Source organism: Streptococcus sp. 20925_1_22, from assembly GCF_041431685.1.
Taxonomy (GTDB): domain Bacteria; phylum Bacillota; class Bacilli; order Lactobacillales; family Streptococcaceae; genus Streptococcus.
In genome coordinates this window covers 294,498-307,915 of sequence record NZ_JAPVYE010000005.1, presented here as the reverse complement: position 1 = coordinate 307,915, position 13,418 = coordinate 294,498, and the positions used below count along the sequence as shown (strand labels likewise).

At 44.9% G+C, this 13,418-nt stretch carries 15 protein-coding genes; all 15 read left to right on the top strand.

Translation table 11 applies throughout. The features are described 5' to 3' along the window. Positions 1–245 precede the first annotated feature (245 nt). The 15 genes from O3621_RS09295 to O3621_RS09225 all read left to right on the top strand — a co-directional run bounded on the left by O3621_RS09295 (position 246) and on the right by O3621_RS09225 (position 13,285). The gene (locus O3621_RS09295; RefSeq protein WP_002915824.1) at positions 246–887 is read left to right on the top strand and encodes a hypothetical protein; all 642 of its coding nucleotides are present in this window, start codon (positions 246–248) and stop codon (positions 885–887) included. 23 nt (positions 888–910) lie between these two features. Further along, complete coding sequence (eutD, locus tag O3621_RS09290; protein WP_002896361.1) at positions 911–1,537, top strand: ethanolamine utilization phosphate acetyltransferase EutD; 627 nt, start codon at positions 911–913, stop codon at positions 1,535–1,537. A 31-nt stretch (positions 1,538–1,568) separates the two neighbouring features. After that, positions 1,569–2,216 (top strand): ethanolamine utilization protein, encoded by a 648-nt coding sequence (locus O3621_RS09285; RefSeq protein WP_371514078.1) that lies wholly within the window; start codon positions 1,569–1,571, stop codon positions 2,214–2,216. 14 nt (positions 2,217–2,230) lie between these two features. Then, on the top strand, positions 2,231–2,512 hold the full coding sequence (locus tag O3621_RS09280; protein ID WP_002896356.1) for a EutN/CcmL family microcompartment protein: 282 nt from the start codon (positions 2,231–2,233) through the stop codon (positions 2,510–2,512). A gap of 16 nt (positions 2,513–2,528) precedes the next feature. Then, a complete protein-coding gene (locus tag O3621_RS09275; RefSeq protein ID WP_002910474.1) occupies positions 2,529–3,623 on the top strand; it encodes an ethanolamine utilization protein EutH in 1,095 nt (364 codons plus the stop codon). 17 nt (positions 3,624–3,640) lie between these two features. Beyond that, a complete protein-coding gene (locus O3621_RS09270; protein WP_002896350.1) occupies positions 3,641–4,090 on the top strand; it encodes a cupin domain-containing protein in 450 nt (149 codons plus the stop codon). A gap of 414 nt (positions 4,091–4,504) precedes the next feature. Next, positions 4,505–5,236, top strand: coding sequence for a propanediol utilization microcompartment protein PduB (pduB, locus tag O3621_RS09265; RefSeq protein ID WP_260425614.1), 732 nt, complete (start codon positions 4,505–4,507; stop codon positions 5,234–5,236). A gap of 21 nt (positions 5,237–5,257) precedes the next feature. Then, the gene (locus O3621_RS09260; protein ID WP_371514077.1) at positions 5,258–6,919 is read left to right on the top strand and encodes a propanediol/glycerol family dehydratase large subunit; all 1,662 of its coding nucleotides are present in this window, start codon (positions 5,258–5,260) and stop codon (positions 6,917–6,919) included. Positions 6,920–6,930: 11 nt separating this feature from the next. Continuing rightward, positions 6,931–7,599, top strand: a complete 669-nt coding sequence (locus O3621_RS09255) for a propanediol/glycerol family dehydratase medium subunit (RefSeq protein WP_002896346.1) — start codon at positions 6,931–6,933, stop codon at positions 7,597–7,599. Positions 7,600–7,629: 30 nt separating this feature from the next. Further along, a complete protein-coding gene (locus O3621_RS09250; protein WP_314364418.1) occupies positions 7,630–8,145 on the top strand; it encodes a diol dehydratase small subunit in 516 nt (171 codons plus the stop codon). Positions 8,146–8,244: 99 nt separating this feature from the next. Further along, on the top strand, positions 8,245–10,101 hold the full coding sequence (locus O3621_RS09245) for a diol dehydratase reactivase subunit alpha (RefSeq protein WP_371514076.1): 1,857 nt from the start codon (positions 8,245–8,247) through the stop codon (positions 10,099–10,101). Beyond that, positions 10,082–10,462 carry a glycerol dehydratase reactivase beta/small subunit family protein gene (locus O3621_RS09240; protein WP_049544256.1) on the top strand — a complete coding sequence of 127 codons (381 nt, stop codon included), beginning with the start codon at positions 10,082–10,084 and terminating at the stop codon, positions 10,460–10,462. Before O3621_RS09245 ends, O3621_RS09240 begins: the two co-directional genes overlap by 20 nt. 58 nt (positions 10,463–10,520) lie before the next feature. Continuing rightward, positions 10,521–11,054 carry a heme-binding protein gene (locus O3621_RS09235; RefSeq protein ID WP_311154150.1) on the top strand — a complete coding sequence of 178 codons (534 nt, stop codon included), beginning with the start codon at positions 10,521–10,523 and terminating at the stop codon, positions 11,052–11,054. 184 nt (positions 11,055–11,238) lie between these two features. Then, a complete protein-coding gene (locus tag O3621_RS09230; RefSeq protein WP_311154151.1) occupies positions 11,239–11,952 on the top strand; it encodes an MIP/aquaporin family protein in 714 nt (237 codons plus the stop codon). Between the two features lie 133 nt (positions 11,953–12,085). Then, on the top strand, positions 12,086–13,285 hold the full coding sequence (locus O3621_RS09225; protein ID WP_311154152.1) for an acetate kinase: 1,200 nt from the start codon (positions 12,086–12,088) through the stop codon (positions 13,283–13,285). The last annotated feature ends 133 nt before the right edge of the window (positions 13,286–13,418 follow it).

Below are 13,418 nucleotides of genomic sequence, written 5' to 3'. Positions count from 1 at the left end.
GTAATTCCACGTCCACATGCTGAAGTGGAAGTTATTCTGCCCAAATAATCTGGGACAGATAAATATTTGCTGAAGGGGCCTGTATTATAGCGTTTAGGTCTTATACAGGCCCCTGAGGCAAATAGAATACTCAGTGAAAATGAAGCTTATGAGCAGTAGCTCTATACGTAAACGAAAATGTTGATTTTCGGAGAGTATCAGATTGATTTTCACAGAGTATCAACGGAGTAGAAGGATGTGAATACATGTCAGTTTTTACAGAAGCTAAGATCAGAAAGCTTTATAGAGAATCCGTTCTCGCTGATAACGGTGTCTTTGAATTAAACAAAGATGAAAAACTGACGCCAGCAGCCAGAGGTTTTCTCAATGATCACCATATTCGAATTATCTGTTCAGGTCAGACCAAAGGGAAAACAGACTCAGCTGCTGATGCTATCAGGGTGCCGATTACAAACCTTGAGGACTCTGCTGTGTATCCACGACTATTTAGACTGACTAAACTTTATACTTGCTTTTTGAAGAACCAGAGAGAATTGCATCAGGCTTTTCAGGATGAAAAGTGTGAGCAAGTTGGCCAACTATTGAATATAGTAGAACAAATCGTTGGCCAGCATATTCTGGATGATATTTCTGATTACCAGACAGACCTGCCTAGCAATGCAGAATTGCAGGCCATTCGGGTCAGTCGACAGCTCGATCAAGAAACGGTCATGATGAGTTATCAGGAGCCGACTTGGCAGCTGAATTGCTATGAAACATATATCGAAACGACCCTCCTGCGCAAAGAATTGGAGCAGGCTGCTGATGGTGACAGAGATCAATTTGCTTGTAAGGTTTCTCAATTATTAAAATCAATTGAAGTCTTGCTCTGGTTGATAGCAAGCTAATAACAAGAGAAAGAAGAACAGCAATGACTTTAGAAAATTTGGTAAATAAAGTAATTGATAAAGTTCAGGAAGAATTGCAGGGGTCATTTGAGGTAGAAGCGAGCGGACGTCATGTCCATTTGAGTCAGGAAGATTTGGAAGCCTTGTTTGGTCCCAACTATCAATTAACAAAAGCAAAAGACCTATCACAGCCAGGCCAGTTCGCTAGTCAAGAAAGGCTGACAGTTGTCGGTCCAAAAGGCGCTTTTCACAATGTGGTTATTCTGGGACCTGTTCGCAAACATTCTCAGGTAGAAGTTTCCCTGACCGATTGTTTGCAGCTGGGCACCAAGGCTCCCATTCGCGAAAGTGGTGATATCGAAGGAACACCGGGTGTCATCTTGGCTCATGGGGACAAGGCAGTTTGTCTGGATAAGGGCCTGATTGTAGCTAAGCGTCATGTTCATATGACACCGGAAGATGCCGAACGTCTGAATGTAAAAAATCACGAGATTGTACAAGTCAGAGTAGAAGGTGCTCGTCCGCTGATTTTTGATGATGTGGTCATCCGTGTTAGTCCCAAGTTTGCGACCTATATGCATATTGACTACGATGAAGCCAATGCTTGTGGTTTCAAAAAAGGAACACGCGGACGGATTATTAAAAAATAAGTCCTATGAGCAAATAAAAGGTAGGTAAAGAATGGAAAATCTAGATCATTTGGTAGATTTGATTACAGACCGCCTGATGGAAAAGTTGAAGAAAAAGCCTCAGAACCCCTCAGTATACGTCATTGGAGGCGATAAGATTCCTGACTTATTAGAAGGGGAAGGCTTTCAAGTCGTAAAAGATTCTTGCACAGCAGAGATTGTTGTTGTTGAGACACTTGGTTTTGATGCTTTTCTGAGACTCTCATCCCTTTGCCCTTTAGCGGTAGAGGAAGCAGTCATTTTAAAGAGTCTTTTGAAAGGCAAAAAAGTTCTAGTGTCAGACAGCGCCTTTGCTATTCAGCAGTACAAGCAATCTTCTAAAGTGCACTTGTATCAGGAACTGCAGGGACAGCGAGAAAAGCTGATCCGCTACGGTCTGCAATTTTATAAAGAAGGCCAACTCTTAGCACTCCTAGAAAGCAATCAAGCTGAAGAGCCTCGTCCGGCTGAAAAGCGGGCGGTGACAGAAGAAGTCAGCCAGAAGGCTAAGGCTCCGATTAAGACGGTTTTGCTGACAGAGAAAAAGCTGAGAGAAATGGGCTTACCTGAAAATGGAAGCTTTAAAATAGAAAAAGGAATGATTGTGACAGCCTTGGCGAGAGATTATCTAAAACGTCAAAAAATAGAAATCATAGAATAAAGGAGTGGGTAGAGATGTTTGTTGGTAAAGTAAAAGGAAGCCTTTGGGCGACTAGAAAAGACGAAAATTTAAATGGTTTGAAATTTTTAGTGGTCGAACGGCAGCTAAATGAACATCAAAGTGACCCAGCTCTGCTTATTGTGGCCGACTGCATCGGTGCAGGCGAAGGAGACCAAGTAATGGTAACCACTGGCAGTTCTGCCCGGATGAGCCTAAATAAGACGAATATCCCTGTGGATATGGTCGTTGTGGCTATCATTGACAAGGTTGACTATCACAGTGATGAAGAATATTAGAAACTAAGGTAATGTTATGAGTATCAATGAAATTATCATTTATATCATGGTTCTATTCATGCTGATCGGTGCAGTGGATAAATGTATCGGTGGCAAACTAGGACTAAGTGAAAAATTTGAAGAAGGTATCATGGCTATGGGAGCTTTGGCTCTGTCTATGGCTGGGATTATGGTAATCGCTCCCCTCTTGGCGGATGTCTTGAAACCGATTGTCGTGCCTTTGTATGGCTTGGTAGGTGCTGACCCGTCTATCTTTGCGACAACCTTCATTGCCAATGATATGGGAGGAGCTCCTCTGGCTCTCAGTCTGGCTCAGGATCCAGCAGTAGGAAATTTCGCTGCCTTTGTACTGGGCTCTATGATGGGGCCAACCATCGTCTTTACGATTCCAGTTGCCTTGGGTATTATTGAAAAAGATGACCGTCCGCTTTTGGCTCGCGGAATCCTATACGGTTTGGTAACTGTTCCGATTGGCTGTCTCCTCGGAGGAATTTTCGTGCCAGGTCTGCCTTTTGGAACCTTGGTTGTCAATCTTATCCCGATTATCATTGTATCTGCTCTGATTTTCATAGGATTGCTTTTGGCACCTAATGCCATGATTAAAGGTTTTGAAGTGTTTGGTCAGATTATTGTTATCTTGGCAACGCTTGGTTTGGCTTTTGGTGCAGCGCAGCTTCTGACTGGAAATGAATGGCTCATCAGCATTTATCCAAAAGGTGCTGAGACACTGAAAGAAGCCTTTGAAGTTGTCGGAACGATTGCCGTAACCTTGGCTGGAGCCTTTGGTTTGGTAGCTGTCTTTACCAAGGTAGCCAACAAACCGCTTTCTGCTATCGGAAAATCCCTAGGAATGAACGAAGTTGGTGCAGCTGGTTTGGTAGCTTCTCTGGCTAATAACATTGCCATGTTCCAGATGATGAAGGATATGGACAAACGCGGTAAGATTATCAACGTAGCCTTTGCCGTATCTGCTTCCTTTGTTATCGGAGATCACCTAGGCTTCACAGCTGGTCAAAAACCGGAAATGATTGTGCCGATGATGATTGGTAAATTTGTCGGCGGTATCACAGCGGTATTACTGGCTTTCTTCTTAACGAAGAAGGAAGCTTAGACTTGGAGGTATGAAGTATGGCAGATATTAATCGTTCTGACCTAGAAACATTGGTTCGTAAGATTTTATTGGAAGAATTAGCCACTAAAGATGGTGGGAAGAAAGTCAGCAAGGCAGGTGTAGCTTCTATCGCCCTGCCTGGTCTAGATGTTCGTCCAGAAGATCGCTTGGATACAGGTGATGCGAGCCATCAAGTTTATACACGAGACTTGCTGACCTTAGACGAAAGCCCAAGATTGGGCTTGGGTCTGATGACCATGGAAAAGACAACTTTCCCTTGGCATCTGGACTATGATGAAGTGGACTATGTTATTGAAGGGCGTCTTGATATTATCGTTGGTGACGAAGTCATGACAGCTGGCCCTGGCGAAGTACTCTTTATCCCTAAAGGCAGCGACATTCAGTTCTCTGTCAGAGATAAGGCCCGCTTTATCTATGTGACCTATCCAGCTGACTGGCAAGGCTAGTTTGTTGGAAGATTCAACTATCAGATTTACTAGAATGGCAGGACAGCGGCCTGCTGTCCTGCCATTCTGTAATGATGGAAAATAAAAAAACAGATAAAAGATGAGCAACCCTGCGAAAAGTTTATCATCTGTTATCTGCCTCTGCGATTGTTATTTCTGAAGGGAAAGGCCTGTCAAGTATATTTCTTGTAGGCTTAGCTTGGCATTCCTAAAAAAGTTGGTTAGGCTTTTTTGGAGAACGCGGAAAAATCTTCCTTTTTAAAAAACAACCATATTCATTCTAACAGAAAACCTTAGAATAATCTATTCTTTTGACCCAAAAAAAGTTTAAAAAAAGGAATCAGAAAGAGGCGTATAGCTATGGTGCACCTCTTATCTGATTTCCTTATTCCCTAAAATTGTAAGCGCTTCAAAATATATGTCAGCGAAAGGAGCTGTCTTATGGAAAACAAATGCAATATTACAGAATTTGTCGGTGTTAATCCGATAGGCGATACAATTGGACTTGTCATTGCCAATGTGGACCAGCAGGTGCTGGATGCTATGAAGCTAGAAAAGAGCTATCGCTCAATCGGTGTGGTCGGTGCTCGTACCGGTGCAGGTCCTCATATCATGGCTGCTGATGAAGCGGTCAAAGCAACCAATACAGAAATTGTTAAAATCGAACTGCCTCGTGATACTAAGGGTGGTGCTGGACACGGAAGTTTGATTATCTTTGGTGGCGAAGATGTATCAGATGTCAGACGAGCTGTAGAAGTAACCTTGAAGGAAGTAGATCGAACCTTCGGCGATGTTTATGCTAATGATGCAGGGCATATTGAACTCCAGTATACTGCGCGTGCTAGCTATGCTTGTCAGACTGCCTTTGGTGCTGAATACGGTCGTGCCTTTGGCTTGATTGTCGGAGCACCTGCAGCCATTGGTGTTGTTATGGCGGATACAGCTGTTAAGGCTGCAAACGTTACTGTTGTAGGCTATGCTTCTCCAGGAAATGGTGGCACCAGCCACTCAAATGAAGCTATCCTCTTTATCAGTGGGGATTCTGGAGCAGTTAGACAATCAGTTATCTCAGCGCGTGAAGTTGGACTGGCACTTTTAGGCAGTATGGGTGACGAGCCAACCAACTCACAGCCATCTTACATTTAAGAGTGAGAGGGAGGAAACGGTATGAGATCCAAACGTTTTGAAGTATTAAGCGAACGCCCTATCAACCAAGATGGATTTGTAAAAGAATGGGTTGAAGAAGGTTTGGTAGCTATGGAAAGCCCCAATGACCCTAAACCCAGTATCAAGATTCAAAATGGGAAAGTGGTTGAGTTAGACGGCAAACCAAAAGAAGAATTTGACCTGATTGACCAGTTCATTGCCAACTATGGGATTGACCTGAGCCGAGCTGAAGAAGTTATTCAGATGGACTCAAGAGAGATTGCCAATAAAATATTGACACCGAATGTACCTCGGACAGAAATCATCAAGCTGACCAAGGCCATGACTCCGGCTAAAATCATTGAAGTGGTCAATCAGATGAATGTCGTGGAAATCATGATGTGTCTGCAAAAGATGCGGACCCGTAAGCAAACAGCTACTCAAGCCCACGTCACTAATGTTAATGATAATCCAGTGCAGATTGCAGCAGATGCGGCTGAAGGAGCTCTGCGTGGTTTTGCAGAGCAGGAAACAACGGTTGCCGTAGTGCGTTACGCTCCTTTCAATGCCCTGTCTCTGATGATTGGCTCACAAGTGGGCCGTCCTGGGGTGCTGACTCAGTGCTCCTTGGAAGAAGCGACAGAACTAGAATTTGGTATGCGTGGCTTTACGGCCTATGCTGAGACCATCTCTGTTTATGGTACAGAAGATGTCTTCACCGATGGAGATGATACACCTTGGTCCAAGGCCTTTCTGGCTTCAGCCTATGCCTCTCGTGGACTTAAGATGCGCTTCACTTCTGGTACAGGGTCTGAAGTGCAGATGGGACAAGCCGAAGGCAAGTCCATGCTCTATCTGGAAGCTCGCTGTCTCTATGTAACAAAAGCAGCTGGGGTTCAAGGAACTCAGAATGGATCAGTAAGCTGTATCGGTATTCCAGCAGCTGTTCCAAGTGGTATTCGAGCAGTCGTTGCTGAAAACTTGATTGCCAGCATGCTGGACTTGGAATGTGCTTCATCAAATGACCAAACCTTTACTCACTCAGACTTACGTCGCTCTGTTCGGACTTTGATGCAGTTTGCACCAGGTACAGACTTTATCAACTCTGGCTACTCTGCTACGCCAAACTATGACAATATGTTTGCCGGATCTAACTGGGATGCGGAAGACTTTGACGACTACAATGTCCTGCAGCGTGACCTGCGGGTAGACGGTGGTCTTCGTCCTGTACGTGAAGAGGAAGTTGTAAAGGTTCGGAACAAGGCAGCACGCGTTATGCAAGCTCTTTTCAAAGGCTTGGGCCTGCCGCAGATTACAGACGAAGAAGTCGAAGCAGCGACCTATGCTCATGGCTCTAAAGATATGCCAGAGCGGGATAAGGTTGAAGATATCAAGGCTGCTCAAGGTATTCTGGAACGCGGCGTTCAAGGGGCTGATTTGATCAAAGCCTTGGCTAATAATGGCTTCCCTGAAGTTGCCAATGAGCTGCTCAATTTGTTCAAGCAACGTGTAGCAGGGGATTTCCTGCAAACATCTGCTATCTTTGATCGGGATTGGAATGTTATTTCAGCGGTGAATTCACCGAATGACTATGTTGGTGTCGGTACAGGCCATCGTCTGGTCGGCGAAGAATGGGAAAAAGTCAAAGACATTCCTAAAGCGATTGACCCGCGTGATGTATAGGAGGAGCTAAGATGACAGAGATAAATGAAACTTTACTGCGCTCCATTATTGCAGAAGTGATGAAAGAGATGAGCGCCAATACCAACGAAACAGCTGCTGAAACAAGCGAAAAGCCGGTCACAAAGCCTGTGTCTAATGAAAAAGCTGTCATCCGTACAGTTGGTGTGGCTAAGCCTAGCCAATCAACGGATGAAGTCGTTATTGCAGTTGGACCTGCCTTTGGGGAACAGCAGGTGAAGACGATGGTGGACATTCCTCATACGGAAGTGTTGCGTCAGCTGGTGGCTGGTATCGAAGAAGAAGGGCTCAAGGCTCGTATTGTCAAGGTCTATCGTTCTTCTGACGTTGCCTTTGTAGCGGTAGAAGGAGACCATTTGTCTGGCTCAGGCATTTCTATCGGTGTTCAGTCTAAGGGAACAACGGTTATTCACCAACGTGATTTGCCACCGCTCAGTAATCTGGAACTCTTCCCGCAGGCACCTTTGTTAACTCCTGAAACCTATCGTTTGATTGGTAAAAATGCTGCTAAGTATGCTAAGGGTGAAACACCAAATCCGGTGCCAACCCTTAACGACCAAATGGCTCGTCCTAAGTACCAAGCATACTCAGCTTTGCTCCATATCAAGGAAACGAAACTGGTTAAAAGAGGAAAACCAGCTGATGAATGTCAGGTGATTTGATGCATATGATGTCTACAAGGAGAAATCAGAATGAGTGAATCAGTAGAAACATTAGTAAAACAAATATTAGCCGAGCTAAGCGACAGCGGCTCAGCTAGTCAAGGAGCAGCCAGTCGTCCTGTCAGTTCTGATGAAGCGACAGCGGCTGATTATCCTATTTCTAAAAAACACCCAGACTGGATAAAGGTTGGTCAGGATAAGAAATTCGAAGATATTACACTGGAAAACATCTTGTCTGGCTATGTAACAGCAGAGGATTTGCGGATTAAGCCAGAGATTTTGATCAAGCAAGGTGAAATTGCTAAGAATGCCGGCCGCGAAGCAATCCAGTATAACTTTTCTCGGGCTGCGGAACTGACCAAGGTTCCGGATGCGCGTGTGCTGGAAATTTACAATGCCCTGCGCCCTTACCGGTCTTCCAAACAGGAATTATTGGACATTGCCAATGAATTGGAAAACCAATATGGAGCTGTTATCTGTGCGGGCTTTGTCAGAGAAGCCGCTGAAAATTATGAACGCCGCAAGAAGTTGAAAGGCGACAACTAATCCGGTTTTATCAAGGCTATTTTTGGGTTGAAAAAATATTATTGTTACTGCTTTTATAAATGCTGCTCAAAATAGCCTAATCTTGGTGGAGGTGAAAATGTGAAACGAATCATTGGAGTAGACATAGGAAATTCTTCGACCGAGTCTGCCTTAGCTGAAGTGCAAGATGATGGAAGCATTCACTTTCTGGCCTCAGCCATTGCGGATACAACAGGTATCAAGGGGACCAAGGAAAATGTCCACGGGATTTATCAATCTCTGAGAAAATTGATGGAGCAAACAGCCTTTGAACTGGGACAAGTTGATTTGATTCGGATCAATGAAGCGACGCCTGTTATCGGTGATGTTGCCATGGAAACCATCACAGAGACAGTCATTACAGAGTCTACCATGATTGGTCATAATCCGCGTACTCCAGGCGGTCTGGGATTGGGGATTGGACTGACAGTGGATATTCTAGACTTGGTTCATCATCCGATTGATGGGAAATACATCGTGGTAGTGCCGAAGGTCATTGATTTTGACTTGGTTGCCCAGCTGATCAACGCTTATCTAGCCAAGGGCTATCAGATTACCGCTGCCATTTTGCAGGCGGATGATGGGGTTCTGGTCAATAACCGCATTAGCCAGAAGATTCCAATCGTGGATGAGATTCTCTTTATCGACAAGGTTCCTTTGGGAATGCAAGCTGCTGTTGAAGTAGTAGAGCAGGGGAAGGTGATTTCTCAATTATCCAATCCCTATGGTATTGCGACGGTCTTTGGCTTGAGTGCAGAAGAGACGAAAAGCATTGTTCCCATTGCCCGTGCCCTCATTGGCAACCGCTCAGCTGTCGTGATTAAGACACCGGCAGGTGACGTTCAGGCTCGGACGATTCCAGCAGGTAGTATCCAAATTATCGGCAAGGAGCATACCTTAAAGGTAGATATTTCCAAGGGTGCCGATGAGATTATGGAGAAAATTGTCTATGCTGGCGAGATTAGCAATGTTGTCGGAGAGGCGGGCACCAATGTTGGTGGCATGCTGGAGAAGGTGCGCCAAATCATGGCTGACCTGACCGAGAAAGAGCCTTCCGACATTTATATCCGTGACTTACTAGCCGTTAATACTTTTGCTCCGATTTCTGTGCGCGGTGGTGTGGCTGGAGAATTTTCTATGGAGCAGGCTGTCGGTATAGCCTCTATGGTAAATTCTGACAAGCTACAAATGTCCATCATTGCCCAAGAAGTCGAACGAGAGCTGGGTATCACTGTAGAAATCGGTGGAGCAGAAGCTGAATCAGCTATCCTCGGAGCCCTGACTACACCAGGGACGGATCGCCCCTTAGCTATTTTGGACTTGGGAGCAGGCTCGACAGATGCTTCCATTATTGATAGCAGGGGTCAAATCTTGGCCGTCCATCTAGCTGGTGCCGGTGATATGGTAACCATGCTGATCAATTCGGAGTTGGGACTGGAAAATCATCATCTGGCAGAGGACATCAAACGATATCCTCTGGCTAAGGTAGAAAGTCTTTTCCATATCCGGCATGAAGACGGCACTGTTCAATTTTTTGATAAGCCGCTGTCTGGAGATTTGTTTGCCAGAGTCGTCATCGTTAAGGAAAATGATGAATTTGTTCCTATTGATGACGGAGACTACTCTATTGAGAAAATCAAACTTGTTCGGCAGTCTGCCAAGGAAAGAGTCTTTGTTACCAATGCAGTGCGGGCTCTCAAGCGTGTCAGCCCTACTCAGAATATTCGAGACATTCCTTTCGTTGTCATCGTAGGTGGCTCAGCTTTGGACTTTGAAATACCTCAGCTAGTGACCGAAGCCCTCTCTCAGCATGCTATTGTAGCTGGTCGAGGCAATGTACGTGGCTTGGTGGGACCTCGAAATGCAGTAGCGACCGGACTGATTTTGACCTATGTCAGAGAGAAATGGGGGGCCGACTATGGAATTAGCTTATACTAGAAAGCCAACCATTAGGCTGATAGCTACGGACAATGCTCCTGCGGATAAGGTAGCACAAATCGGCTACGGTATCGAAGAGGAAGGTATCCCTTTCAGTCTGGTCTGCCCAGATGAACCTAGCGATCCTGTATCACTAGCGCATGTGGCTGCAACTCAATCCCAGCTTTTAGTAGGGATTGCCTGTGACGGGCGAGATGCAGTCCTCCATTATCGTAACTTGCCGCTTGAAAAATTTATCTATCGTATCAAAGATTATTCCGCTATACCGGACCACGTCTTGCGCCTGTTTGGCTCAAATGCAGCGCGGCTGGTCAAGGGAGTCCCATTTAAAAAATCTGACCTGTTAGAAGCATCTTTTTGACTTGTTCCGATCGATTCAAAAAGATGTCCGTAGCAACTACTGAAAAGAGGTGAAATGGATGGCTAGAGATAGAGAGAAAGACGAGCTCAGCAGTCCAGAACTATCAAGCTGGGGAGGAAACTCAGAATTGCAGGACATCATCATCCAAAAAGTCCTTGCTAGATGCCAAACCTTACTGGATAAAGAGCCTGTTCTTTTCACAAATATCTATCAGGATGCCTGGGAATTGGTAACAAGGGCCAGACGCAAGGCTGAAGAGCTGGGACTAGCCGTCGTGATAACGGTGGTTGATCCAGCAGCACAAGTTGTGATGACCTATCGTATGGAAAATGCCTTGTTAGTGAGTAACGATATGGCTTATAAGAAAGCTTACACAGCTGTTGGCATGAAGATGCAGTCCAAGGATTTAGCACCTTTAACTCAGCCAGGGGAATGGCTCTACCAGCTGGAAACGATGACCGACAATAAGGTCGTTAGTTTAGCAGGTGGCATTCCTATTTATTGCCAGTCAGAGATGATTGGTGGTATCGGCGTCAGCGGAGGAAGTTCTGAAGAAGACCAGTCCATTGCTGAGTATGCTGTGGGTCTGTAGAGAAGCAAGCTAATTAAATAATATCAGAGGAGAGAATACCACTTGCAATCCATGCTCTGGAGCTAGGGATTTTCTCCTATTTTACGAGCATATTTCTCTTATACTTTCTTAGACTCTCTATTGCGCTGTAGAAGCAATATAGAGGAGAGAGTATAAAATATTTCGAAATGAAGGAGTATGGAGTATGGAAAAATATATAGGTGAGTTTTTAGGCACCATGGTTCTGATGGTTTTTGGGAATGGAATCGGAGCGTCTATCAGTCTTAATAAGAGTATCGCAAAAGGTTTCTCTCCCAATTGGTTTACCGTTGTATTTGGCTGGGGCTTGGCAGTGACCTTGGGTGTCTATACGGCAGGATTTTACAATACTGGCGGTCACCTTAACCCAGCTGTCACCATTGCTTTTGCGGTGGGGGGTATCTTCCCCTGGGAGCAAGTAGTGGGCTATATCATCGCTCAGATTCTAGGGGCCTTTGTCGGAGCCGCTATTGTAGTGCTCTTCTATTATCCGCATTTCAAGGAAACCAAAGCAGAAGAAGGCAACTCAGTTGGCGTATTTGCTACTGGACCAGCCATCCAGAATCCAGCATTTAATCTGCTCAGCGAAATCGTTGCAACTTTCTTCTTCATCTTTGCCCTTTTGATGATAACGCACGGCGAAATCACACCGGGACTCACTCCGCTTTTGGTCGGCTTCCTCATTATGGCGGTCGGCTTGGCTCTGGGGTCTACGACAGGTTTTGCTCTAAATCCAGCTCGGGACTTCGGCCCGCGCCTGGCTTATGCCCTCCTGCCAGTTCCGAATAAGGGAGATGCAAACTGGGGCTATGCTTGGGTGCCAATTGTAGGGCCGACTATCGGCGCTGTCTTGGCTGTCTTGGCAGTCAATACTATGTAATATATAAAATAGTAAATAAGCTAGCCAACCATTTGAAGCTAGCTTATTTATCTAACAAGTAGCAATGGAAAGTTTCAGTTTTCAAAAAACGTTATTTGAAAAAATCACTGTTTTCATTGCTCAGGAGAAAAATATGTCTAAAAAAATTTTTGCGATTAATGCGGGCAGTTCGTCATTAAAATTTCAACTGCTCAGTATGCCTGATGAAAGCCTTTTGGTGAAAGGAATTTTTGAAAAGATTGGCTTAAAGGAAGGCATTTTTAAGATTGAATTTGAAGGTCAAAAAGAAAAGGAACTGCTTGCGATTCCCTCTCATCAATTTGCGGTGGATTACCTGCTGAACTTTCTTTTGGAGCGGAAGCTGATTGCTTCTCTGGACGAGATAGATGGAGTCGGTCATCGGGTAGCACATGGCGGCGAGTCCTTTGATGATTCTGCTTTGATAGATGAGCGAGTGCTGTCCATCATTGAGAAGCTGTCCTTCTTGGCTCCTAGCCATAACCCTGTCAACTTGGTAGGGATTCGAGCTTTCCAAAAGGCCTTGCCGGAGACAGGACAAGTGGCTGTGTTTGATACAGCCTTCCATCAAAGCCTTTCAGAAGCCTATTATCTCTATCCTCTTTCCTGGGATTACTATCATAAATACGGTCTGAGAAAGTATGGTTTCCACGGAACAAGTCACAAGTATATTGCTCAAAAGGTAAAGGAGATTTGGGAGGGGCAAGGAGAAGCTGCGGAGCATTTGAAGATTATCAACTGCCATTTGGGCAATGGTGCTAGTATCTGCGCCATTAAAAATGGTCAGTCTGTCAATACTTCGATGGGCTTCACCCCTTTAGCTGGCTTGATGATGGGCTCCCGTTCAGGTGATATTGACCCTATGATTCTCCCTTTCCTGCTAGAACAGGAAAAATTATCAGCCCAGCAATTAAGCGATGTCCTCAATAAAGAATCCGGTCTGCTGGCTATCTCCCAGCTCAGCAATGATTTAAGAGATGTTCTGGAAGCTTGTGACAGAGGCGATGAAAAAGCTAGTCTAGCAGTCAATATGTTTGTCAACCGTATCGCTCAGACCATTGCAAGCTACATCACAGATTTAGATGGTCTGGATGCCTTGGTTTTCACTGCTGGAATCGGTGAGAATTCAGCCTTGATCCGCAGCTTAGTTGTTCAAAAGCTCAATTGCTTAGGACTTTCTTTAAATCAGGCAGCTAACGAGCAAGGACAGCTCTTTATCCAAAATTCCCAGTCTCAGGCTAAAATTCTCATTCTTCCAACCAATGAAGAATTGATGATTGCCCAAGACACCATGCGCTTGCTGGAATTTAAGTAGCCAAAAGAGGGGTAGAATGTTCAAGGAGTGCAGGAATAACTTTCTATATCAACAAGAAAAAACAAGTTTATCCTTGTGTTGTTTGGACTCGAAAAGACAGAGCAAGACCTCTGCCTTTTCTTTTTTATCCTCG

Excerpts from the sequence above, each read along its gene's own strand:
- O3621_RS09250 (WP_314364418.1), top strand. The coding sequence starts at position 7,630 with ATGAGTGAATCAGTAGAAACATTAGTAAAACAAATATTAGCCGAGCTA.
- eutD (WP_002896361.1), top strand. The coding sequence starts at position 911 with ATGACTTTAGAAAATTTGGTAAATAAAGTAATTGATAAAGTTCAGGAA.
- O3621_RS09240 (WP_049544256.1), top strand. The coding sequence starts at position 10,082 with ATGGAATTAGCTTATACTAGAAAGCCAACCATTAGGCTGATAGCTACG.
- O3621_RS09230 (WP_311154151.1), top strand. The coding sequence starts at position 11,239 with ATGGAAAAATATATAGGTGAGTTTTTAGGCACCATGGTTCTGATGGTT.
- O3621_RS09270 (WP_002896350.1), top strand. The coding sequence starts at position 3,641 with ATGGCAGATATTAATCGTTCTGACCTAGAAACATTGGTTCGTAAGATT.
- O3621_RS09285 (WP_371514078.1), top strand. The coding sequence starts at position 1,569 with ATGGAAAATCTAGATCATTTGGTAGATTTGATTACAGACCGCCTGATG.
- O3621_RS09235 (WP_311154150.1), top strand. The coding sequence starts at position 10,521 with ATGGCTAGAGATAGAGAGAAAGACGAGCTCAGCAGTCCAGAACTATCA.
- O3621_RS09295 (WP_002915824.1), top strand. The coding sequence starts at position 246 with ATGTCAGTTTTTACAGAAGCTAAGATCAGAAAGCTTTATAGAGAATCC.
- O3621_RS09255 (WP_002896346.1), top strand. The coding sequence starts at position 6,931 with ATGACAGAGATAAATGAAACTTTACTGCGCTCCATTATTGCAGAAGTG.
- O3621_RS09280 (WP_002896356.1), top strand. The coding sequence starts at position 2,231 with ATGTTTGTTGGTAAAGTAAAAGGAAGCCTTTGGGCGACTAGAAAAGAC.
- O3621_RS09225 (WP_311154152.1), top strand. The coding sequence starts at position 12,086 with ATGTCTAAAAAAATTTTTGCGATTAATGCGGGCAGTTCGTCATTAAAA.
- O3621_RS09275 (WP_002910474.1), top strand. The coding sequence starts at position 2,529 with ATGAGTATCAATGAAATTATCATTTATATCATGGTTCTATTCATGCTG.
- O3621_RS09260 (WP_371514077.1), top strand. The coding sequence starts at position 5,258 with ATGAGATCCAAACGTTTTGAAGTATTAAGCGAACGCCCTATCAACCAA.